The organism is Paenibacillus sp. ATY16 (assembly GCF_003399985.2).
GTDB lineage: Bacteria > Bacillota > Bacilli > Paenibacillales > Paenibacillaceae > Pristimantibacillus > Pristimantibacillus glycanilyticus.
In genome coordinates, this window is record NZ_NMOK02000004.1 from 85847 (window position 1) to 108653 (window position 22807).

The 22807-nt window shown below is 50.7% G+C and carries 18 protein-coding genes and 1 pseudogene; 16 read left to right on the plus strand and 3 right to left on the minus strand.

Annotated elements, in window-relative coordinates:
- Nucleotides 1–3 precede the first annotated feature (3 nt).
- From CFI03_RS03385 to CFI03_RS03410, 6 genes are all read left to right on the plus strand, one after another.
- Complete coding sequence (locus CFI03_RS03385) at nucleotides 4–1521, plus strand: ABC transporter substrate-binding protein (RefSeq protein ID WP_116394557.1); 1518 nt, start codon at nucleotides 4–6, stop codon at nucleotides 1519–1521.
- 168 nt (nucleotides 1522–1689) lie between these two features.
- The gene (locus CFI03_RS03390; RefSeq protein ID WP_116394558.1) at nucleotides 1690–2886 is read left to right on the plus strand and encodes a ParM/StbA family protein; all 1197 of its coding nucleotides are present in this window, start codon (nucleotides 1690–1692) and stop codon (nucleotides 2884–2886) included.
- A 26-nt stretch (nucleotides 2887–2912) separates the two neighbouring features.
- Nucleotides 2913–3257 carry a hypothetical protein gene (locus CFI03_RS03395; protein ID WP_116394559.1) on the plus strand — a complete coding sequence of 115 codons (345 nt, stop codon included), beginning with the start codon at nucleotides 2913–2915 and terminating at the stop codon, nucleotides 3255–3257.
- 146 nt (nucleotides 3258–3403) lie between these two features.
- Nucleotides 3404–4210 carry an endonuclease/exonuclease/phosphatase family protein gene (locus CFI03_RS03400; RefSeq protein ID WP_162862802.1) on the plus strand — a complete coding sequence of 269 codons (807 nt, stop codon included), beginning with the start codon at nucleotides 3404–3406 and terminating at the stop codon, nucleotides 4208–4210.
- A 336-nt stretch (nucleotides 4211–4546) separates the two neighbouring features.
- Entirely contained in the window at nucleotides 4547–6013 is a 1467-nt protein-coding gene (locus CFI03_RS03405; RefSeq protein WP_116394561.1) for an MFS transporter, read from the plus strand.
- Nucleotides 6014–6256: 243 nt separating this feature from the next.
- Nucleotides 6257–7651, plus strand: a complete 1395-nt coding sequence (locus CFI03_RS03410) for an MATE family efflux transporter (protein WP_116394562.1) — start codon at nucleotides 6257–6259, stop codon at nucleotides 7649–7651.
- Nucleotides 7652–7896: 245 nt separating this feature from the next.
- Here the strand turns inward: CFI03_RS03410 and CFI03_RS03415 are convergent.
- A pseudogene (locus CFI03_RS03415) lies at nucleotides 7897–9903 on the minus strand (catalase).
- Between the two features lie 176 nt (nucleotides 9904–10079).
- Between CFI03_RS03415 and CFI03_RS03420 the strand changes: the two are divergent.
- Nucleotides 10080–10370: a YciI family protein gene (locus CFI03_RS03420; RefSeq protein ID WP_116394563.1), complete on the plus strand. Its 291-nt coding sequence runs from the start codon at nucleotides 10080–10082 to the stop codon at nucleotides 10368–10370.
- Between the two features lie 32 nt (nucleotides 10371–10402).
- Here CFI03_RS03420 and ligD read toward each other — a convergent pair whose 3' ends face one another.
- On the minus strand, nucleotides 10403–11308 hold the full coding sequence (ligD, locus tag CFI03_RS03425) for a non-homologous end-joining DNA ligase (RefSeq protein WP_248756441.1): 906 nt from the start codon (nucleotides 11306–11308) through the stop codon (nucleotides 10403–10405).
- A gap of 101 nt (nucleotides 11309–11409) precedes the next feature.
- Here ligD and CFI03_RS03430 point away from each other — a divergent pair, with 101 nt between their 5' ends.
- Nucleotides 11410–12333 (plus strand): ATP-dependent DNA ligase, encoded by a 924-nt coding sequence (locus tag CFI03_RS03430; RefSeq protein WP_248756442.1) that lies wholly within the window; start codon nucleotides 11410–11412, stop codon nucleotides 12331–12333.
- Between the two features lie 110 nt (nucleotides 12334–12443).
- On the opposite strand, the gene CFI03_RS03435 is transcribed toward CFI03_RS03430, so the two are convergent.
- Nucleotides 12444–13085 (minus strand): TetR/AcrR family transcriptional regulator, encoded by a 642-nt coding sequence (locus CFI03_RS03435; RefSeq protein WP_116394564.1) that lies wholly within the window; start codon nucleotides 13083–13085, stop codon nucleotides 12444–12446.
- Between the two features lie 147 nt (nucleotides 13086–13232).
- Here CFI03_RS03435 and CFI03_RS03440 point away from each other — a divergent pair, with 147 nt between their 5' ends.
- The 8 genes from CFI03_RS03440 (at nucleotide 13233) to CFI03_RS03475 (ending at nucleotide 22746) form a co-directional block, all read left to right on the plus strand.
- Complete coding sequence (locus tag CFI03_RS03440) at nucleotides 13233–14666, plus strand: MDR family MFS transporter (protein ID WP_116394565.1); 1434 nt, start codon at nucleotides 13233–13235, stop codon at nucleotides 14664–14666.
- A gap of 122 nt (nucleotides 14667–14788) precedes the next feature.
- Entirely contained in the window at nucleotides 14789–15250 is a 462-nt protein-coding gene (locus CFI03_RS03445) for a phage tail protein (RefSeq protein WP_116394566.1), read from the plus strand.
- A 260-nt stretch (nucleotides 15251–15510) separates the two neighbouring features.
- A complete protein-coding gene (locus CFI03_RS03450; protein WP_116394567.1) occupies nucleotides 15511–16989 on the plus strand; it encodes a PTS mannitol transporter subunit IIBC in 1479 nt (492 codons plus the stop codon).
- Nucleotides 16990–17076: 87 nt separating this feature from the next.
- Nucleotides 17077–19140 carry a BglG family transcription antiterminator gene (locus CFI03_RS03455; protein WP_116394568.1) on the plus strand — a complete coding sequence of 688 codons (2064 nt, stop codon included), beginning with the start codon at nucleotides 17077–17079 and terminating at the stop codon, nucleotides 19138–19140.
- Entirely contained in the window at nucleotides 19137–19571 is a 435-nt protein-coding gene (locus CFI03_RS03460) for a PTS mannitol transporter subunit IIA (RefSeq protein ID WP_116394569.1), read from the plus strand. Before CFI03_RS03455 ends, CFI03_RS03460 begins: the two co-directional genes overlap by 4 nt.
- On the plus strand, nucleotides 19571–20722 hold the full coding sequence (locus CFI03_RS03465) for a mannitol-1-phosphate 5-dehydrogenase (protein WP_116394570.1): 1152 nt from the start codon (nucleotides 19571–19573) through the stop codon (nucleotides 20720–20722). Before CFI03_RS03460 ends, CFI03_RS03465 begins: the two co-directional genes overlap by 1 nt.
- A 42-nt stretch (nucleotides 20723–20764) precedes the next feature.
- Nucleotides 20765–22483: a phosphoenolpyruvate--protein phosphotransferase gene (ptsP, locus tag CFI03_RS03470; protein WP_116394571.1), complete on the plus strand. Its 1719-nt coding sequence runs from the start codon at nucleotides 20765–20767 to the stop codon at nucleotides 22481–22483.
- Complete coding sequence (locus CFI03_RS03475; protein ID WP_116394572.1) at nucleotides 22483–22746, plus strand: HPr family phosphocarrier protein; 264 nt, start codon at nucleotides 22483–22485, stop codon at nucleotides 22744–22746. Before ptsP ends, CFI03_RS03475 begins: the two co-directional genes overlap by 1 nt.
- Nucleotides 22747–22807 lie beyond the last annotated feature (61 nt).

A 22807-nucleotide genomic window follows, 5' to 3' on the forward strand; every position in this document is an offset into this window, starting at 1 on the left:
GCCATGCGGGAACAACGGAAATTAAGCCGTCTCCTTGCATCCGTTCTCGTCATCATGCTGACGCTGTCTATATCCGGCTGTTTCTCTGCATCCGGCAGCGAAGAGAATGCCGAAGTAGCGGGCAATACGGTGAATTTGATCTATTACACGATCGGCGATCCGGACAAGGACCTTAAGATGGTCAACGACAAGATCAACGAGATTCTGGCCAAGAAAATCGGCGTTACCATCACGTATATCAAAGTAGGCTGGCAAGAGTATGAGGAGCGTCTGAATACCCTCGTGTCGGCAGGAACTCCCTTCGACATCGCTTTTGCGCCGGAGTACGCCAGTTACGCACAGCGCGGCGCTTGGCTGAGGTTGAACGACTATCTGTCGAAAGTGGGAAAGGATATGTACGACGCTATCGACCCTATTTTCTGGCAAGGCGTACGGATGGATGACGGCGGTATCTACGGCGTGCCGACCAATAAAGAATTAGCCGTGCGCGACCAGTGGATGTATCCGGATGCGTTAGTGAAGAAGTACCATATTGATATCTCGAAGTACACAACGCTGGCTTCCCTTGAACCGCTGTTACGGATGATCAAGGAGAAGGAACCGGCTTATCTGCCGATGGAGCTAGATAAGGAATCTCAAAACTTCTTTGCCTTGGACGGCTACGAATACGTATCGGATAAAACGCTTCCGCTAATGAGGAATGTACTGGATTCGGATTCCCCGGTCGTTAATATTTTCGAAACCGACGAAGCCCGGAAAGTGCTGGACCTGCTTCGGCGCTACTATGTGGAGGGCTATATCAATGAGGATGCGGCCATGCGGGAAACCGAAGGACTGAAGCGGGGCGCGCTGGTCTTCTGGAAAGCAGCGGGGGGAGGCCCGTTGGCGGAAAATAGCTGGAGCAAGGATCGCGGTTACAAGCTGGTGGCTTACCCGGTAACCCCGGCATTGATCACGACGGAATCCATTCGAGGTGGAATTATGGCCATCAGCGCGGAAACGAAGCATCCCGTCGAGGCCGTAAAGTTTCTCAATCTGCTGAACACGGATCCCGAGGTGCGCAATCTGTTTAATTTCGGGATCGAAGGCGTGCACTACAACCTCGATCGTAATGGACAGGTAGTACCCATTCCGCCCAAGGACAAGAACGGCAATCCAATTCCGGACGCGCAGCCAAGCTATGGAGGCGTGCAGTACACCCAAGGCAATTGGTTCATCCTGAAAACCATGGGCGGAGAATACCCGGATCCCTTGGACAAATGGAATCAATTCCGTGCCAGCAACAAGGAAGCGGTTGTATCGGGTACGCTGGGTTTTACTCCGGATTTGTCGCGAATGCCCATCCAGATGCAGAACATCCAGATGGTCTGGGAGAAATACTTTCCCAGCCTGATGACGGGCAGCGTGGATGTGGATTCGGTACTGCCGAATTTTAATCAGGAGCTTCGGCAGGCGGGCATTGACGAGGTAAGGTCCGAGGTGCAAAAGCAGCTTGACGCCTGGCGTGCTGCCCATTCGTGATTCGGAAGTGCCTTTTGATTTCGCCGTATCGTTATTTATGAGGAACGTTCGACAAATTACAATGAGAGAAACCTAATCTATCGTAGGACTATGGCATGATGCCCGCTAACACCCGGTATGGCAAAGTAATACCAAGGCATGCAAACCTATTGATAGGAGGATGTAGCGATGAACTATCACTTCTTTGTAGGTAACGATAACGGGAATAGCGAGCATGATTTGATGATTGACGGCAAACTTATTCAGCAGCCCAATGTGAATTGTAGAGTGGACGAGCTTCCGTGGCGGGAGGAGCAAGCGCCGGAGGGCTTCATTAAGAACCTGCAGGACCAGTTGGTTGTGACCATCGACTCACCGTCTGCGCAGCCGGGCATGTACTACATAGGGAAGTTTGCTCTGGAGAGCGGTGAAATTCTCGATAATATCCAGATCGGCATCGACTCCAAGAGCGAGATGGATTTGCCTGTTGTGAACACACTGGCGCAAATCGCCGCGGTCGCGGTACAAAAAGCCTATGAGGAGGAGAAGCATATCCCGGCCCAGCTCGACATCGAGGTCGACATGGCGACGGCGCTGCCGGTTACGCAGCATACGGATGAGACCTCCGCGAAGTTCGAGAAGCGGTTCACTTCGGGAAGGCATCACGTGACGGTACACCTCGGCATTCTCCGGGTATCGGTTAATATCTTTCTTCCTTTCGTGAAAGTCGTTCCGGAAGCAACGCCAGTTATTTTCACTTTGCAAAAGGACGCTTCTGGCAATTGGCGGGAAGGCGAGATTTTTGCCGAATTTGCTGCTTCATACGGAATGGAGAAGAAATTCAATGGGAGCTTCTTCAAAGATAAAAGAATTCTCCATGTCGATATTGGTGACGGATCGACGGAGTATCCCATTACGGAGGGCAATAGGTTCTTGCGGCAATTCGTGCATGGCAGCCATCATGGAGCGGGCTATGCGATTGAAGAAGCGCTGCAGGAGTTTAACCGTCTGATTCATCTTCCGGACAGTCCGAGGCAGTTCTTCAGCGATGTGCTCAAGAATCCGAAGCATAAGTATCATGCAAGGGCGCTTAAGACACTCCGGAGACCGCTGGAGAGTCAGGTTAAACAGATCGTCCAGCATGTAAAGAAGCAATTGACCAAAGCGCGTAACGAAGTTGACTTGATCTGCGTTTACGGAGGCGGCAGCATTCTAATGCAAACGATATTGTATCCCTACTTGAAAGAGCTGTGCGACGTGCGCGAAATTAAGCTGTTCTATATTCCGGCCGAATTCGCTGTAGAGCTCAATGCGACAGGATTGGATGCTTTTGTACGCGGCAAAATTTACGAGGCGCTGAAAAATAAAGCGGAGCAGCCCGCGTAATCTAACGGAGCAAGCAGGTGATGGCGATGAAGAAGACCAAGCTGGCGGGCGATAACATTAGCTTGAAGACGAGGAAGAATGAGGATCCGCTTGTCATGGCATGGTTGAACATGCAGACGAACCTGATGGATTCCCTTCGTTATCTCGTGGAGAACGAAATCATGCAGCATGGCGTCCGGAATTTGCAGATGTTTATCCCGATGGAGCGGACAGGTATTCACAGACAAGACTTGTTGGTTCCCGAGCAAGCGGCGGCTGCGGTAGAGGAGACCGAGCATCCGGTAGAAGCAGCAAGAGCTGTCGTCTATGAAGAAGAACAATCCACGGGCCAAGAGGAAATCGACGATGAGGATATCGAGGCGTGGAGCTAGCAGGACGGACGCGGTATTACTTTGTGTGACGAGGGTCATACGAAGTAATATCAGGTAACACTCGGTAATACCAAGTAATATCAAGCAATACGCAGGATGACAAAGGTGTAAGCGGCATGGAAATGATAGAAAAGAGGGATGCAGGTATGTTGGAACTCACTATCATGACATTTAATCTGCGCTATCCGGAAATCAAAGACGGATCTAATTATTGGCCGGAACGGATCGACCGAGCGGCCGCCGTTATCGAAAGACATCATCCTATGCTTATCGGCACTCAAGAAGGCTATCACTCGATGCTCAAAGATTTGGAGACCCGTTTGAAGGAATACGATTGGGCCGGGCAGGGTCGGTTCGGCGAACATGAGAACGAGCACAATGCCATTTTTTATAACCGCGACGAGCTAATCATGCAAGACAACGGACAGTTTTGGCTGTCGGAAACACCGGAGTCGGAAGCTTCGGTTAGTTGGAATAGCGCATTTCCGAGAATCTGTACATGGGCGCGTTTCCTTCATCGGAGGTCCGGTAAATCATTCTATCTCTATAACACCCATCTGGACCACCATAGCCAAGAAGCGAAAGACCGCGGGATTCAGGTCATTGAGGAATACATGGCTAAACAACGCGCTTTTGATGGGCTTCCCGCATTGCTTGCAGGGGATTTTAACTCGTTTCCGGATGAGTTCCCGATACGCTTCTTGCGCGGCGAGATCAAGATGGGTGGCAAACAAAGCGATTTGACTGATGCATACTCCCGGATCAAAGGAAATCCCGGTCTAACGGCGCATGATTTCAAAGGCGGCGATGACGGAGAACCGATCGATTATATTTTTGCTACTGCCGAATTCGAATTCTTGTCGGTGCAGGTTGAGCGCTGCCAAGTAAACGGAGGGTATCCGTCGGACCACTATCCGGTTGTGGCAAGAATCAGACTCCTGTCAGGCTTATAATAAAAATGCTAAGTAGGGGCCATCCGCGGAGGATGGCCCTTAAACTTGCTGTTATATGGGAATTGTAAATTTTTAGTGCTTGCCTAATTGAAGGCGATTATGGATAATAAGCGATATCTTTGTTTATTTAATAAACAAACAAAGATTAGGCCATAACATCAGCAGGGCGGGTATAACGGAGCATAGGACGGGTATTTTATATAAGAATTTTTTTTTATTTTATTTGCCTGACTTTAAATGAATTCTCGAAAATGTAAGGGCTTTTATTAGATTTCGTAGAATCCCTAACAGCTAAGATCTCAAATGTTTAATGGAGAAAGTAAAGGAGCATTCATCATGAGTGATAACACACAGGTTGTTCAGCAGGAAGAATATCGCAAGCTCAATCTTATTGAACGTATGGGCTACGGCTTCGGAGATTTTGCTCAGAATCTTGTTTTTGGTACTGTCGGAGGCTTTCTGGCCCTCTTTCTGACGACTGTCAATGCAATCGGTACGGCAACTGCGGGATTTATCTTCCTCTTTGTCCGTATCGTCAATGTATTATGGGATCCGATGGTCGGGACCTATGTCGATAAACGCTCATCAAGAGCAGGTAAATACCGTCCCTGGTTACTTCGTGCCGGTATTCCGCTGGTTATCTTGGGTGCGCTGCTGTTTGCGCCTATTCCCGGCGTCCGTGGTTCCGTTCCTTTTATCTTTATTACTTATTTGTTGCTCGACTTGGTATATTCCGTCGTTAATATTCCTTACGGCTCGCTGAACGCCTCATTGACCCGTAACCCTGAATCTGTTGACCAAATCACAACGACCCGCATGACGCTTGCAAATGTTGCCAATCTTCTTGTTTATACTCTATTCCCCATGTTTGTTCAAATGGTGGCGCCTAAAGATCGTTCACTTAAAGACACGGGTCTGTTTGGATTAAAACTGAACATGGGGACGTATACTGACCCTTCAGCAGATCATGCATGGTTTGGTGTTTATGCCGTTTATATGGTTATTGGCGCCATTGCGCTTTTCCTCTGCTACAAGTTTACCAAAGAACGCGTTGTCGCCAACGCCGAACAATCGGCACAAGTCAAAGTCTATGACTTCTTTGTTGAATTTAAGAATAATAAGCCTTTGATTATCCTGGGCATTTTCTTCATGTTGGCATTTACGTTTATGTTTTTCATGAATACGGTTAATGGATTTTTCTATCAATATACGGTCGATCATTCCGATTGGATGGGTGCTGTAGGGCTGATTGCCTCGATACCTGGTATCGCTTTTACTGTATTCTGGCCAAAACTCAAGAAAACCTTCGGCAAAAAAGGCTTTTTCCATCTCTTCCTCGGCATGTTTGTTGTCGGCGAAATCCTGACTTGGATTTGGAGTCTCGATGGTATGCACGATCAACTTTGGTTGGCCTACGTTTCGACTTTCATCAAGCAGTGGGGCTTGTCCTCAGCGACTGGTTTCATGTGGGCGCTTGTTCCCGAAGTGGTTTCATATGGCGAATTGAAGTCCGGTAAGCGCAATGCTGCCATCATTAACGCGATTATGGGGCTCTTCTTCAAGATTGGCTTTACGCTAGGCGGTGCCGTCCCATTGTGGTTCCTTGCAGCCTATGGATTTAATGGAGACGCTGAGCATCAGACGGCTAACGCCCTTTCAGGCATTAATATGACGGCTATTTGGATACCTGCTGTTCTTGCTATTGTTTCAATGATTGTGATGCAGTTCTATCCGCTGTCGGATAAGGACGTTGACAACATTAATAAAGAACTTGATGCAAAACGCGCAGAAATGAAAGAATAAGAAGCTTAATTCTAAAGAAACCGATGCTTGAACTATCTTGCGTCTCCGGCAAGCGACATGGTGACTGGGACCATACTTATGGCTGACGGAGGCTGGACCGCACAATAATATTCATGACCCGGCGCCCGCTCGATTGGGCGCCTTTGCTTTTGATTCAGCATTATTTCCCCCATAGACGTATGAAGTTGCGAGCGCTACACTAGGGAAGGCAATAGAGAATAAACATAGTGGGAGCTTGCAAACGTGACCTTATCAGAACATTCTCCATCATGGAAAAAACTTAGTCTTTATGCCGTGACCTGGCCCATTTTCGTAGACTCCGTACTGCGGATGCTGCTGGGCACGGTTGACGTCTTTATGTTAAGCCGTATCTCCGACAAGGCAACGGGTGCAGTAGGTTTAGCCAACGAAATCATTTATTTTTGCATTATGATGTTTGGCTTTGTCGGCATTGGCACCAGCGTTGCGGTATCTCAGTATATCGGCGCCCGGCGGGCGAAAGAGGCGAGCCGTATTTCGGCAATGGCGATCTCGATGAATCTGATCTTCGGAATCGTCGTCAGCATTGTTATCGTATGTTTTGGAGAGTCGCTTCTGCGGATGTTACACCTAAACCCCGAACAAATCGGAATCGCGAACCACTACTTAAAGATTATCGGCGGATTTATTTGGGTTGAGGCGCTTTCCTACGCGGTCTCGTCGGTTATCCGTTCAACGGGAAATACGAAGAGCGTTATGTTTGTAACGTTAGGCGTCAACCTCCTCCATATGGGAGGGAATTATTTGCTTATCTTCGGCAACCTAGGCTTCCCGGAGTGGGGAGTTACGGGAGCGGCTATATCAACGGTCGTAAGCCGATTGCTTGGCATCGTCGTTCTCTTTATCCTGTTGTACCGCCGAATTGCCGTACCGATTCAACGGAAGGATTACGTGCGCTGGAAAGCTTCTTACGCAAAACAAATCCTGAGCATCGGCTTGCCCGCGGCGGGGGAGCATCTTTCTTACCAGTCGCAATACCTGATGATCATTGGTTTCGTCAATATGATTGGCATCACCGCGTTAAACACGCATGTGTACGTCATGAACGTATCGAACTATTTTATGGCGCTGGCTCTGGCGATTGGGATGGGTACGGAGATCATCGTCGGACAAATGGTCGGTGCGGGAGAAATGAAGGAAGCTTACCGGCGACTGATGAAAAGCGTACGAATCAGCTTCCTGTTAACGCTGGCTGTTGTTGGCACGGCCGCGATATTCCGGCATGAGCTGATCGGTTTATTTACAAAAGACCCTGAGATTATTGCGGCCGGGGCGAGCATCTTTTTGCTTTCCATCATACTTGAACCCGGCCGCACCTTTAATATGGTCATCATCAATTCGCTGCGCGCCGCCGGGGATGCACGGTTCCCTGTATTAGCGGGCGTCGTCTCCATGTGGGGAGTCTCGGTACCGCTTGCTTATTTGCTCGGGGTTCATTTCGGGATTGGCCTGCTTGGCGTATGGATTGCCTTTACCGTGGACGAATGGCTGCGCGGAGTTATGATGCTGCTTCGCTGGAGAAGCAGAGTCTGGGAGAAGAAAGCATTAGTAAAGCCTGCTTCCGTCGTTCCGGATCATGGCGTGGAAGCACAGATTTAAGCTGGATATTGCATATTGTCATACAGAAAAACCCGGTCTTTTAGACCGGGTTTTGTAATGCGTTCCGCTTTACTTCGAATTATTTTGCATCTTAGGTTTTCCTTGATCGTTCGGGTCGTTAGACCGTGAAGGGTTGCTCTTTGGAGTGTTATTATCGGGCTTTGCCTTTGTGCTCACTTTACGTTCACCTCCTGCATGATCCATAAAGAGTATTCCAACAAACCGATTTTCTTATTAGATTGGACTTAGAGCTGTCTTTTCCAGAAACGGCCCTGCGCGATTCCGTTAATAAAAGCTTCAATCGTGGAATGAGTTAAATCGTACACGCCGGCCTCGTCTAATCTCACCCTTGCCGACGCTAACGCTTTATGATCGCTGAGAGCCAGCGCCAACGGTTTATAGTGCTTATATGCCGTTTCGATGAATGCCAAGGCGGGTGCCGGAATCGAAGACTCGCTGCTTACCAATAATACGGCATCGAAGAGAGTAGGGTCCGTCGTCTCGAATGTAGCCGTTACTTTCAGCGGGTTAGGCAAGTCATGGAGCTTATGGCCAACAATCGTATAATTAACGTTCTGTTCCGTTAGAGCCGTCGTCCATTCGGCAAACCGTTCCACATCAGGATCGCCAACCCGCACGATGGCGACTTTTTTCGTATCCGGGAGAAGGACGGTATCGGCCATGCTGAGAGCGGGTGATTTTTTGTCGGATTTCACTTCCCGGTTCTCATCGGGAAGAGGGGCTCCGATTTGGTCCGCCACTTCTTGCGCCAAGCTGCGGTCGACATGATTTAACAGGGCGATAGCGTTTGCTTTTACGAGATCGGATTTGCATTTGCCGAGCTCAAAGCTGAATGCCTTCTTGACATGCTCTTGCTCGAAAGGGGCCAGACTATTGTAGAAAAGCTTCGCTTGCGAATAAAAGTCCAGGAAGCTTTCGCTGCGTCCTCTGATTTTGCGGCCGTCAATTCGCTCTTGATAATTCTCATAACCGCCATGCTCTTCGGGAACCGGCGCCGGCTGATTGGCGTTTAATCCGTTCCGATGATAGCTGGTTTGTCCCTGATGAATGCTCATCTGATGCATGCCGTCGCGTTGATTGTTATGGAACGGGCAAACGGGCCGGTTGATCGGAATTTGGTGGAAGTTGGGGCCGCCTAGCCTGGATAGCTGTGTATCGGTATAGGAGAATAACCGCCCTTGCAAAAGGGGATCGTTCGAGAAATCGATACCGGGCACGACATGACCGGGGTGGAAGGCTACCTGCTCCGTCTCTGCGAAGAAATTGCTGACATTTTGGTTCAAGGTCATTTTACCGACCAGTCTCACCGGAATTTCCTCTTCAGGCCACAACTTGGTGGGGTCCAGCAGATCAAAATCGAACTTATGCTCATCCTCTTCCGGAATAAGCTGCAAGCCAAGCTCCCACTCCGGATATTGGCCTTGTTCGATCGCCTCATATAAATCCTCCCTATGGAAATCCGGGTTTTTGCCCGCGATTTGCTGAGCTTCATCCCAAACCAAGGAATGCATCCCCAAGACAGGCTTCCAATGGAATTTGACGAAATGGGATCGTCCTGCCGCGTTCACGAGGCGGAAGGTATGCACGCCAAAGCCCTCCATCATGCGAAGGCTTCTCGGAATGGCCCGATCGCTCATGACCCACATCACCATATGGGCGGTCTCCGGGTTTTGCCCGACAAAATCCCAGAACGTATCATGAGCGCTGGCCCCTTACGGGATTTCGTTATGCGGTTCGGGCTTAACGGCATGGACGAAATCGGGAAACTTGATGGCATCCTGAATAAAGAAAACAGGCATGTTGTTGCCCACCAAATCATAGTTGCCTTCATCCGTATAAAACTTGGTCGCGAACCCGCGTACGTCCCGAACGGTATCGCTCGATCCTCTTGATCCTTGCACCGTGGAAAAACGCACGAATACAGGCGTAATTTTGGATGGATCCGTAAGAAAATCGGCCTTGGTGAACTCCTCTAAGGACTCGTAAAGCTGAAAAAAACCGTGAGCGCCTACGCCGCGGGCATGAACGATCCGCTCGGGAATGCGCTCATGATCGAAGTGCGTCATTTTCTCGCGAAAGTGAAAATCCTCCAAAAGTGTGGGGCCGCGTTGCCCCGCCTTTAAGGAGAACTCGTCTTCGGCCATTTTTAACCCCTGGTTGGTGGTCAAGTCATGCATGCCTTCGTTGTTAACGGTGTATTTCTTTAATTGCTCCGTCTTCTTATTATCCATGATCATTCCTCCTAGCCGTATAAGAACCTTACGTTCAAATACCCGATTCGCTAGGATTTAATCTTCTTGCATGAAGAAAGCGGTGTTGAATTGCCTAGTAGGATTTGAGGAAATATTCTAAAGAAGCAGGATTGAGTTATAAACGACAACTTAAAGGTATTGGAGGCTTTTAGAAGATGCACTTCATGTTATGGTCTACACCGCCAAGAGCAACGTTTCATCTGGATATGACGGCAGAAGAGAAGGGGATTATGCATCAGCATATTGCCTATTGGACGGAACAGCAGAATCAAGGGATTGCTCTCGTCTTCGGTCCGGTTCAAAAACCGGATGATCCTCATGGACTTGCCGTAATTGAGGCGGAGAATGCGGATCAAGTCACAAAACTAATCGCGGAGGACCCCGCCGTTGCTGCGGGCTTAATGACGACCGACTTTTACCCCATGATGGCGGTCGTACGAAAATAACTTGCTTTAAAGGCCATCTGCGAAGGATGGCCTTATCCATGGTTTTTTTCAATAAACGCTAAAATTTCGTGAAGGGATTGATTCTGCTTGTTGACTGTCAGCGGCTGAAACAAATCCCCTTTTTCGCTTATTCTTCCCGCTATATTCAACATCGTATAGTCCGAAGGCTGAATCCCTTCCGCCAGCTCCGGCCATGTTAACGGAGCAGCAACCGTCGCGTGTGGCTTAGCTCGCGGGGAGTATACGACAGGCATGGTTCTTCCTCTCCACAGCTGCAAGTAATCGAAATACAGCTTGTTGCCTCTCTTCGAAACAACTCTTTCAAGCGTAATCTGTTCCGGCATTTGCGCTCTGAAATATTCGGCAATAAATGCCGTTATTTTTCTGGTTTGTTCAAAAGTATAAACCGGCTCAATAGGCACATAAACCTGAAGCCCCGAAGAGCCTGAGGTTCTTGGAACGGATAGCAATCCAAGGGAGTGGAGAAGCTCCTTCAGCTTCAAGGCTACCTCCGTAACGCGGTTAAAGCTTGCGTCATCGGGAGGATCCAGATCAAATACCATTTCCATAGGAAAATCGGTTTTATCATAGCGGTCGAACGGAACGTGAAATTCCAGTGCGCCGTAATTCGCGGCCCACACCAAGGTTGCCGTATCGTTTAGCAAGATCCGTTCTTTATTTTTATAGTAAACCCGGCTAACCCATTCCGGTGCCAATGCAGGAACGGACCTTTTCTCGATTCTCTTTCCGGCTATTCCATGCGGGTAGAGCCACAACATGAGCAGCCTGTCCCTTGCATGTTGAATCATGTAGCCCGATACACGGACTAAATAGTGTATGTAGTCAAGCTTTGAAATCCCCTGCGATTCCCAAATCATAAGGTCGGGATGAGTAATGGCAATCCTTTTGCCATCAACGACGACTTCTTCCACGCCCACCAATGCCCGCCCCCTGTATTTTCTCTATATTTTCGATTCTTTTGGCTCAAACTATGTATTATCCAAAAAACGGAGTGATCAGTGTGGAGCCTATTTTACCAATGGAGCCCGTGAAGAGCGCAGCCATTCCAACGGGTGAAGAGTGGATCGCGCAGGTAAAATGGGACGGTGTCCGGATTTTAACTTATGCCGATCGCGGTGAAGTGAAGCTTTATAATCGCAAGAAAAATGAAAGGACCATGCATTATCCGGAGATTCGGAACCTAAGCGAGTATTGCGATAGTAAATCCGTCATCTTAGACGGCGAGGTGGTCTCCTTGGGAGAGCATGGCAAGCCGTCCTTTCAACGTGTGATGAGAAGGGACGGTGTACGGAACAGGGATCGAATAGAGAGGGTCATTGAAACGGTGCCGATTTTTTATATGATTTTCGATATTGTCTACTTCAATGGGGCGTGGATTCATGACAAGCCGTTTCATGAGCGATCAAAGCTATTGTCTCGAATCATTACGCCGAATAAACATATCCAGCTGGTCCCGTCAGTCAGCTACGCCACAGGCTTATTGGATGCCGTAAAGCAGCAAGAAATGGAGGGGATTGTGCTTAAGAGGCTGAATTCCTCCTACGCTATGGGAAAGAAAAAGGATGACTGGCTAAAGGTAAAAAACTTTCAGGATCTCATCGCTGTCATTGGCGGATTTACGCTCCGTCATCATACGATTAACTCCATTTTGCTTGGATTATACGATTCCAATGGCAGGCTGCATTATGTAGGGCATACCGGTACAGGGAAGATGACGGTTAACGATTGGAGAGAGTTGACGGAAGAATTGAGGGGAATGATTATCGGCCATCTTCCTTTTGATAACCTTCCGCAACGTCATAAGGATGCCTTGGGGGTGCGGCCAGAAAAGACCGTAAAAATCAAATATGCGGAATGGACGGAAGGCGGGTCGCTAAGGCAGCCTAGTATTGAGGGATTTATTGAAGTTCCTCCGGTTGAATGTGTGCTTGAAAGAAGTTAAAGAGGAGCCGATGAAACGAGAATGCCAGCGTCAAAGGGGATTTGAAATTTTTGAAGGATAAGTGGGAGGAAATCAATCAAAGCAACAAGGCTGAGCCGAGGCAATTCGGTTCAGCCTTGTTTGCTTGTCTTTCGTACGAGAGGCAAATAAATTTGGTCCACAATCTCTAGAATAGCCTCGTCGGTCAGCGGCGTATGAGTGGTGAGCACCTCGTACCGCACGAGGTCGACGGGAAGAGTGATCACGCGTTCCGGCAGCCCTTCGAGTATGACCTCGCCGCGCTTTTCGGCATTGCGCAAAATATTCGTCATGGCGACGGACAGCGGATCTTCCGCTCTTGGCGACAATGTCATCTTGGCGTGAAGCTCGTCCCCGTGCAAATCAACCATCAACCCATGAATGGTCTCGGCCCCAATCAACTGCATGGGTTTAATAATCCGATCCATTAAGGAAAGGACATCATCCCGCAAGCTGCCCGTATCGGGAGTGTCGAGCGAGGGCTTTGGCATATGCTTGATCATTGCGGCGATGACCAGCTTCGCCTTATTCGGCCACCTGCGGTAAACGGCGGTCTTATTTGTCTTTGCCCTGGTCGCAACGGCCTCCATTGTCATTTTGGAGTAGCCGGTTTCCCGCAGCTCCTCCCACGCAGCGGTCAATATGGCATTCTCCAGAACGTCTCCGCGTCTCCGCGATCCCCCCGCTTGCTGTTCCTCGTTGTTCTTCTTGCGATCTTGCCGCGATTCCGTCATAGCTTGTTCCATCTCCCGGGTTGTGTTAGGACAACGTCCTTCTAGACTTTTGTAAATAGTATATTGCATTTTCGCTAGAATTATAATATTGTATTGCAATAAGGTACGGTACGTACCGTACCCTAAACTGCGAAGAGGTGAGCAGCAATGGCCAAAAGCCAAGCGGAGGCAGTCAAAGCTCCAAAGGAAAAGATGGATCCCGGCATTTTAAAAATCGCGCTTATACTTGTTCTCGGAGCTATTGTTCCCTTACTGGACTCAACCATGATCAACGTGGCAGTCAATACGCTTGCGATTGATTTGCACAGCACGGTATCGACTACTCAATGGGTTATTACGGGCTATGTGCTCACGATGGGATTAGCGGTTCCGGTATCGGGATGGGCCATACAGCGGTTCGGCGGAAAGAACTTATATCTGTTCTCGCTGGGGGTGTTCCTTGTCTCGTCACTCCTATGCTCGCTGGCCTGGAACACCGAAAGCTTAATCGGCTTCCGGTTATTGCAAGGGGCGGGAGCTGGACTGCTCGTCCCTACGATAACGAACGTGCTTGTTCAATCGGCTGGGGGACGCGGGCTCGGAAGGCTGATCGCGCTTATTAGTATCCCAACGCTGATCGGTCCGATTCTTGGTCCGGTCGTGGGCGGGCTCATTATGGACAACATGAGCTGGCGCTGGATTTTCTACGTCAACATTCCGGTTATGCTGGTCGCGTTATGGCTGTCCTGGCGGCACATTCCAAAGGGTGAGGCTGCCGCAAATAAACCGAAATTTGACGTCCTTGGGCTTCTGCTGTTGTCTCCGGCATTCGCCGCCCTTATCTACGGGATTTCAGAGACCAGCTCCGACGGGCTTTCTTCGGCAGGGGCCATGATTCCGCTTGCGGCGGGGATTGCGCTGATGGCTGCCTATGTTGTTTATGCCTTGTGCACGAAGCAAGCCCCGCTGCTTGATTTGCATCTTTTTCGTTCGCGGCATTTCCTGGCGTCCAATATTATTTTGTTCTTCTCCGGTATGGTCATGAACGGTGCCATGCTGCTGCTCCCGCTCTATTACGAGCAGGTTCGCGGCGAAAGCGTACTGACGACGGGGCTGCTGTTGATTCCTCAGGGGGTTGGGATGCTGCTGACGAGGAGCTGGATCGGTAAACTGGCTGACCGAGCAGGCTCCAGGAGCATTGTGCTTGTCAGTCTGGCGGTCACGCTGGTGTCCAGCATTCCGTTTGCTTTTGCGGGAACGGATACGAGCCATTTCGTGCTAGGCTTGGCGCAGCTTGTGCGCGGGGCGGCGATGAACGGCATCTTTATTCCGATTATGGTATCCGCTTATGAAGGGCTGCAGAAGGAGCAAATTCCGCATGCCAGCATTTCGACGCGGATCTTCCAGACGATTGGGGGAGCGTTTGGTTCGGCAGTCCTGGCAACGGTTATCGGACATCAGCTGAAAAGCGGTGCCGGCGGCAGCCTTGCCTCCCTTGCCGATGCTTATCAGGTCGCTTTCTGGTGGTCGGTCGGTTTTGCCGCGGTTTCCTTCCTTCCGGCCTTATTATTGTCTAACCGCAAGAAACAAAATGAGGCTTAATCCCATTCGCTCACGAAGGAACTTTCCAATAAGAAGCTTTCTAGCAAACATTTTTTGGTATAATATCTGATAGATTAGGAATGCTGTAAATAGGAAAATTTCGTGAGAGAAGAGGAATGGGAATGTCCTACACCGTTGATTTTAAGAATGTGTCCACCGTTGGCCTGGAGTCTTCGCCTGTAGCAGAAACGCTGGCTGGTCTTCGCGCGAACGAAGCCCGTTATTTCATGACCAAATACAAGCATGAGTTTACGGTTGTACCCGCGAGCGAAAGTCAGGATGCCCTGGATTACGTGAACCGGATCTTGCAGGAACGCAATATCGAATTCTCGGCAAAACCGCTGGAGACGTCGCAGTTCCAAGTCGAGAATATCAAATTTACCTACGTCTTCTATGAGGACGGACTGGCTCTCAACGTGATGTACACGGTAGACGACGCGAAGAAGCGGGCTGTTGGCTTCAAGCTTTCCGAAGGGATGGAAGTGCCGCAGGAGCTGGAAGGAAAGTTCAAGTTCGCCAGACAGAAATCGAAGCTGGCCGGTACCATTCGCGGTTCGTTTTTTGTCATTAAAGGCGAATACTAAGAAAGTTTCTGGAAAATAAGCGGATGGGCGGAGCCGATATGAATTAAGCTTCCTCCGCCCGAAACCAATAGGCCACTCCTTTTATAAGGGGTGGCTTTTTGGCGTTGATAATCTAATTAAATCTTGTCAACAGTATGATTGACAAAACCTCGTTTTCCTTTTGTTGTTCTGGCGGAAGGCATCCTTTACGATGATAGTAACCCGGGCGGCACTGCCGGTCCGGTAAAAAGAAAGCGATTTTATAGAGGAGGAACCCAAAAATGCAGCAAGTGCAAAACAGTTCTCCAACCGGGGGAATTCGTGTGGGAGTCCAGAAGTTTGGACGTTTTCTCAGCGGTATGGTTATGCCCAATATTGGTGCTTTTATAGCATGGGGGATCATAACGGCGTTGTTCATTCCTACGGGATGGCTGCCGAATGAAACTCTTGCAAAGCTTGTTGATCCGATTATCAAGTATCTGCTTCCGCTTCTGATCGGTTATACGGGCGGTACGATGATTCATAAGCAGCGCGGCGGCGTTATCGGCGCTCTGATGACGATGGGCATTATCGTGGGCACGGACATCCCGATGTTCCTCGGGGCAATGATTTGCGGTCCGCTGGCCGCGTGGGTACTGAAGCAATTCGATAAATCGATCGAGGGTAAGATCAAATCCGGCTTCGAAATGCTGGTAAACAACTTCTCGCTTGGCATTATCGGCGCGATACTTACGCTGATTTCTTATACCGGCGTTGGTCCGGTTATCGAGCAATTAACCAAGATTTTATCTAACGGCGTGGAATTCCTGGTTAACCATAACCTGATCCCGCTAGCTAACATTATTATTGAACCGGCAAAAATTTTGTTCCTCAACAATGCCATTAATCATGGCGTATTGAGCCCTATCGCATTAGAAGAAGCGTCCCGGACGGGGCAATCGATTCTCTTCATGCTGGAATCGAACCCGGGTCCAGGCCTCGGCATTCTGCTTGCTTACATGATTGCCGGCCGCGGCTCGGCGAGGCAGTCGGCTTCCGGCGCAGCGATCATTCACTTCTTCGGCGGTATTCACGAGATTTACTTCCCGTACATCCTGATGAATCCGCGTCTAATTCTGGCCGTTATCGCCGGCGGCGTTACCGGTACCTTCACCTTCTCCCTGTTTGGAGCGGGCCTAGTTGCACCGCCTTCGCCGGGCAGTATCTTTGCTTACATCGCCATGGCTCCAAAAGGCGGCCTTCTCGCGGCTCTTAGCGGTATCGTAACCGCTGCTATCGTATCGTTTGTCATTGCGGCTCTGCTGCTCAAGACGACGAAAAAAGAAGCTGAGGGCGGAGACGATCTCGAACAAGCTTCGGCAAGAATGAAGGAAATGAAGGCCGCAGGCAATACGGCGGCAGCTGCAACAGCGGTAGCGGCTCCGGCAGCGGCTTCGCAAGCCGTTCAGCATGCTGAGGCAGCAAGCGAAACGGTCAAAGCGAAAGAGGACGTTCATAAAATCGTCTTCTCCTGCGACGCCGGCATGGGCTCCAGCGCAATGGGCGCATCGATTCTTCGCAAGAAGATGAAAGCCGCAGGCTCGGACGTTACCGTCATTAATACGGCAATCAGCGATATTCCCGGCGATGCCGACATCGTCATTACGCACAAAACGCTGACGGACCGCGCTAAAATTCAGGCGCCGAAAGCCGAGCATATTTCAATCGATAATTTCTTGAAAAGTCCGGAGTATGACAAACTCGTAGACCGGCTTTCGTAAGAATCCTTTCTCATCAAGGCTGCCAGCGCTGGAGATTATTTTTTCCGGCGCTGGGGCCATTCTATCGTTATAGGAAGGGTTGTGTGAATGCGTATATCCAGCCGGTCCCGCCGAATTCTAGAGCTGCTGCTGCGGAATGATCACGATCTGACGGCGGCGCAAATCGCGGAAGAAATTCAGGTGAGTTCCAGAACCGTACACCGGGAATTGGCAGCGGTGGAGGAGATCCTGCGTGCCGAAGGTGCAAGGCTGCTTAAAAAATCAGGCTCCGGCATAAGGCTTCAAGGCAATCAAGCGGCGCTTGACCGATTAGCCCAGCTCGTTAGCGTATCGGAAGAGATTGAATACTCGCCGGAGGAGAGACAGATCTATTTGCTTTGCCTCCTTCTCGAGAGTGAGGAGCCAGTTAAGCTGTTCGCTCTGGCGCATGAGTTCAAGGTGACGATTCCTACCGTAGCCAATGATCTGGACGATCTTGACCAATGGGTGCAAAGGTTCGAGGCTACCTTGACCCGGAGAAGAGGCTACGGGATTGAGCTTACCGGGCAGGAAGAGCATATGCGGGAGATGATTCGCCAGATCATAAGGGACCGGTTCGAAGATACGGAGCTCATCTCCAGCCGCAACGAGCTCCCGGCACATCCCCTTGACCGGCGGCTTCTTGCGATTGTTGGTCAATCGGAGATGGAAGCCGTCGAGAAAATCTTATGGAGCTGGGAAGAATACGGAGGCAGCCGGTTAAGCGAGGGCGCTTATACCGATCTGTTGATCAGGCTGTCCATTGCGCTGAGGCGAATCAAAGCAGGGAAGACGGTTGAGGCTTCTTCCGTTGCGGCGTTACGTCAGGAATCCGATGCGGTATATCTGACGGAAAGGTTAGCCGCGCTGACGGAACGAGCATTTCCGCCGGCAGAGACGGCTTATATCGGCAGGCTGCTGCGTTCCGTCCAGAGCGACGATCTATCCGTGCTGCCTGCGGATGATTTGATTTTAACCGATACGGTTCGTTCTCTGATCGAGCATGTGCAGCAGGCAATGGATGCCGAATACAACAAAGACCGTTCTCTGCGCGACGGGCTGTTCCTCCACTTGAAGGACGCCTTGCAGAGGCTGCACGAAGGCACGAATATCCGTAATCCGCTTCTCGATCAGATCAAGAAGGATTTTTCGTCTTTATTTCATATCGTCCGCAAAGCGGCAAACCGCGTCTTTACCGATGTGGCTGTGCCGGATGAGGAAATCGGATTCCTCGTCATGCATTTCGGAGCATCGCTCGAGCGGCTGAAGCAGCTGCGGCAAAATGTCCGGGCTATTCTGGTCTGCTCAAGCGGAATCGGCTCCTCCAAGCTGCTGCAGATCAGGCTCCAGAAGGAACTGCCGGAAATTCATATCGTTGACCGGGTATCGTGGTACGAAGCCTCGAGGACGGAGAAGGACAAATACGATCTGATCATATCCACGGTAGATCTGCCTCTTAACGGCGAGCAATATATTAAGGTTAGTCCTCTCTTAACGCAAGCAGAGACGGACCGATTGAGGGTTTTCGTCCAGACGGGCTTAATCCAGAAACGGGACGGCACTTTGACCAAGGAAGAGAAGACGGGAAGCGAAGCCTCTACCTTCGAGCAGCTGGTAAGCCTTAAGACGACGCTCGACGAGATGGTGAGCCTGATCCGGTGCTTTGAGGTTGTGTTGATCAAGGAAGAGAGCCGAGACTTGCCGGTTATTCTGGAAGAAGCCTGCGCGCGGGAAGCAGCCAAAGGCGTGCTGACGGATGCCGGTCTTGCAGCGCAGCGGCTGCTGCAGCGGGAACAAAGCGGCAGTCAGATGATACCGGGCACCGCGGTAGCTTTATTTCATACCCGCGGCGAAGAAATAACGAGGCCGTCGCTATCGTTATACCGGTTGGAAGCTCCCATTACTTTGGAGACGGCATCGCCGTCCCGTTTAAGCCACTTTTTATTAATGCTGGCGCCTCGGATCTTAACGAAGGAAGCGCTCGAGGTATTAAGCGAAATAAGCGCCATGCTGCTCGATACGGTCATGATTGATCTGCTCGAGGCTGGCGATGAAGAGGCAATTCGAGATTACTTAACCATACATCTTAGAATGTTTTTCAATATAAAAGCGGAAGCGAGTGACGTACAATGAGTATTTTGTCTACGGATAAAGTGAAATTGAATGCAGCGGTAAAGGATAAATTCGAAGCGGTTCGCATGGCGGGCCAATTGCTGGTTAACGCAGGTCACGCTGATCCCAGCTATGTGGAAAGCATGGTTGAACGCGAGCAGTCCCTATCCACCTATATGGGCGGCGGCCTTGCTATCCCTCACGGAACAAACGAATCGAAAGGCTCCATCAAGTCGACGGGCCTGTCCATCGTTCAAATTCCGGCTGGCGTCGATTTCGGCGAAGGAAATATCGCGCATCTGGTTATCGGCATTGCGGCGGTTGGCGACGATCATCTGGACATTCTGACGAATGTAGCGATGGTTTGCTCCGATGACGACAATCTGGAACGGATCTTGAAGGCTTCCACGGCCGAAGAGATGATCGAGATCTTCGAAAGCGGGATGGAATAATGAAGGCTTTGCATTTTGGAGCAGGCAACATCGGACGAGGATTTATCGGACTCCTACTTTCGCAATCGGGTTATGAAGTTATTTTTTCCGACGTCAACCAGGCGCTTGTTACGGAGCTTCAGAAGCGCCGTGCCTACACCGTAACGCTGGCGAACGAAGCCAAGGACCAGCTGCAGGTGACAGGCGTAACCGCCATTGACGGAACAAAAATAGACGATGTTGCGGCGGCGGTAGCGGAAGCCGACCTGGTGACCACAGCCGTAGGCGTCAACATCTTGAAGCATATTGCGGCGGGCATCGCCCGCGGGATCGAGAAACGGATTGAATCAGGAGGAGGGCCGCTGCATATCATCGCCTGCGAGAACGCTATCGGCGGCAGCACCCAGCTGAAAGAGCATGTATTCGGGCATTTCGATGAAGAGACGAAGGCAAAGGCAGCGGAGCTGGTTGCTTTTCCCGATGCGGCCGTCGACCGGATTGTTCCGATTCAGCACAATGAAGATCCTCTTGAAGTGACGGTTGAGCCATTCTATGAGTGGGTCGTAGACGAATCGGCGATGTTCGAGGGGTACAGACCGGTTACCGGCGTCCATTACGTACGTAATCTTATGCCTTATATCGAGCGTAAATTGTTCACGGTGAACACGGGTCATTGCGCCGCAGCTTACCTGGGGAGCCTTCGCGGTTACGAGACGATCCAGCAGGCGATGGCCGACGAGACCATCGTTGGCGAAGTGAAGGCGACCTTGAAGGAGACGGGGGCCGTACTTGTTGCGCAATATGGCTTTAACCAAGCAGAACATGATCAATATATCGAGAAGATTATCGGACGGTTCCGCAACGACCAGCTGACCGATGAGGTTACCCGCGTTGGGCGGTCGCCGATCCGCAAGCTGTCGCCCAATGACCGTCTCGTGAAGCCGGCTTTGCAAGCCCATGAGCAAGGGATGAGGCCCGTTCAGCTGGCAAAAGTAATGGCGGCGGCGCTTCACTTCGTTAACGCCGATGATCCGGAAGCCGTTGAGCTGCAGCAATCGATTAAAGACAAGGGTATCGGGCAGACCGTGTCGCATTATACTTCGATTCCGGAAGGACATCCGGTATACGGGCTGATCCTTGAAAGCTACGAAGCTGTCGCAAATCATCGTTAAGAACCAGGCTTGAGAAAAACAAACATTAGTGAGGTACGCAGTATGGCTAATATAATTACCGGTGTTGCCGCATCTCCCGGAGTTGCTATAGCAAAGGTTTTTCGGTTTAACCATTCATCCTATATCCCGCAGCAGGAGTCGATTACGGATGCTGAGGCGGAAGCCGGCCGTTTCCGGCAGGCCATCGAGAAATCCAAAGGCGAGATCGAAGAGATCCGCGTAAAAACCGAGGAAAGACTAGGCGCGCAAAAAGCGGAAATTTTCGAAGCGCATCTTTTTCTGCTGGAGGATCCGGACCTAGTGGATTCGGTGCTCGACAAAATCGCGGACGAGAAGCTTAATGCGGAATACGCTTTGCACGAAGTGACGGCTGCCGTTGTCGGAATGCTGCTGGAGCTGGACAATGAGATGGTCCGAGAGCGCGCAGCCGATGTCAAAGACGTCTCCGGTCGGGTGATGAGCCACCTGATCGGCAAGCCGTATGCTTCGCTCTCCGGCATTTCCGAGGAAACCATCATCTTGGCAGAGGATCTGACGCCGTCGGATACCGCGCAGCTGGACCTGAATTATATCCGCGGCTTTGTAACGGAGATCGGAAGCCGTACTTCGCATTCCGCTATTATGGCGCGTTCGCTTGAGATTCCTGCGATAGTAGGCGCGGGCCCTTCGGCCGCAGCCGTCGCGGATGGCGCACTGGTCATTATGGATGCGACGGAAGGCAAAGTGATTGTGGATCCTTCGGAAGAAGTGCTGGCCGAGTATCAGGCGAAAAAGAAGCAATACGATGAACGCAGAGTACAGCTGAAGCGTCTGGCCGAGCAGCCGTCGGTAACGGCCGATGGCGAGCATCTCGAGCTTGCGGCCAACATTGGCAGCATCGAAGACCTGGACAAAGTGCTGGAGAACGGCGCCGACGGCGTCGGGCTGTTCCGCACGGAGTTTCTCTATATGGGACGCAACTCGTTCCCGACGGAAGAAGAGCAATTCCAAATCTATAAGCATGTGCTTGAGAAATTAGACGGCAAACGCGTCGTTATTCGCACGCTGGATATCGGCGGGGATAAGGAGCTCCCTTATTTGGAGCTGCCGAAGGAAAGCAACCCGTTCCTGGGATTACGCGCGCTTCGGTTATGCCTCAAACGGGAGGACTTGTTCCGTACCCAGCTCCGGGCCTTGCTCCGGGCAAGCGTGTATGGCAAGCTGAACATCATGTTTCCGATGATTGCGGTGCTGAGCGAGCTTCGCGAAGCGAAGCGTATTCTCGAGGAAGAACGAGCGAAGCTGGAGCAGGAAGGGGTTCAGGTGTCGGGCTCGATTGAAGTGGGCATGATGATCGAAATTCCGGCTGCCGCGATTGGGGCCGATATTTTCGCGAAGGAAGTCGATTTCTTCAGTATCGGTACAAACGATCTGATTCAATATACAATGGCAGCCGACCGGATGAACGAATCGGTGGCTTATCTGTATCAGCCGTATCATCCTTCGATCCTGAGACTCGTGAACATGGTCATTAAGGCGGCTGAACGGGCTGGCATTTGGGCCGGCATGTGCGGCGAAATGGCGGGCGACCAGACGGCTATTCCTCTCCTTCTCGGAATGGGGTTAGACGAGTTCAGCATGAGCGCGGGTTCCATATTGCCTGCCCGCGAGCTGGTGGGGCAGTTGTCCAAGCCGGAATGGGCGGCTCTGGCGGAAGAAGCCCTTGCCATGAGCACGCAGGAAGAAGTCCAACAATTCGTTAAGCAAAGGAGATCACAATAATGCTATCGCAAACCTATACCGTTATCCATCCATCCGGGTTCCATGCCCGTCCATCTAAGCTTTTTGTTCAAGCGGCATCGGAGTTCCCTTGCAGTGTGAAGCTGATCAAAGGAACAAAAAAAGTAAACGGCAAAAGCTCGCTTGGCCTGTTAACCCTAGGTCTGGCAAAAGGCGACGAAGTAACGCTGGAAGTGGACGGCGAGCGCGAAGAAGAGGCGCTTCAAACGCTGGGCGCCATGTTGACCAAGATTTACGAAGAATAGATATAATGACAGGAAGGCCTGCTGCAGCTGCTGCAGCGGGCCTTCCTTTATTTTATGGATG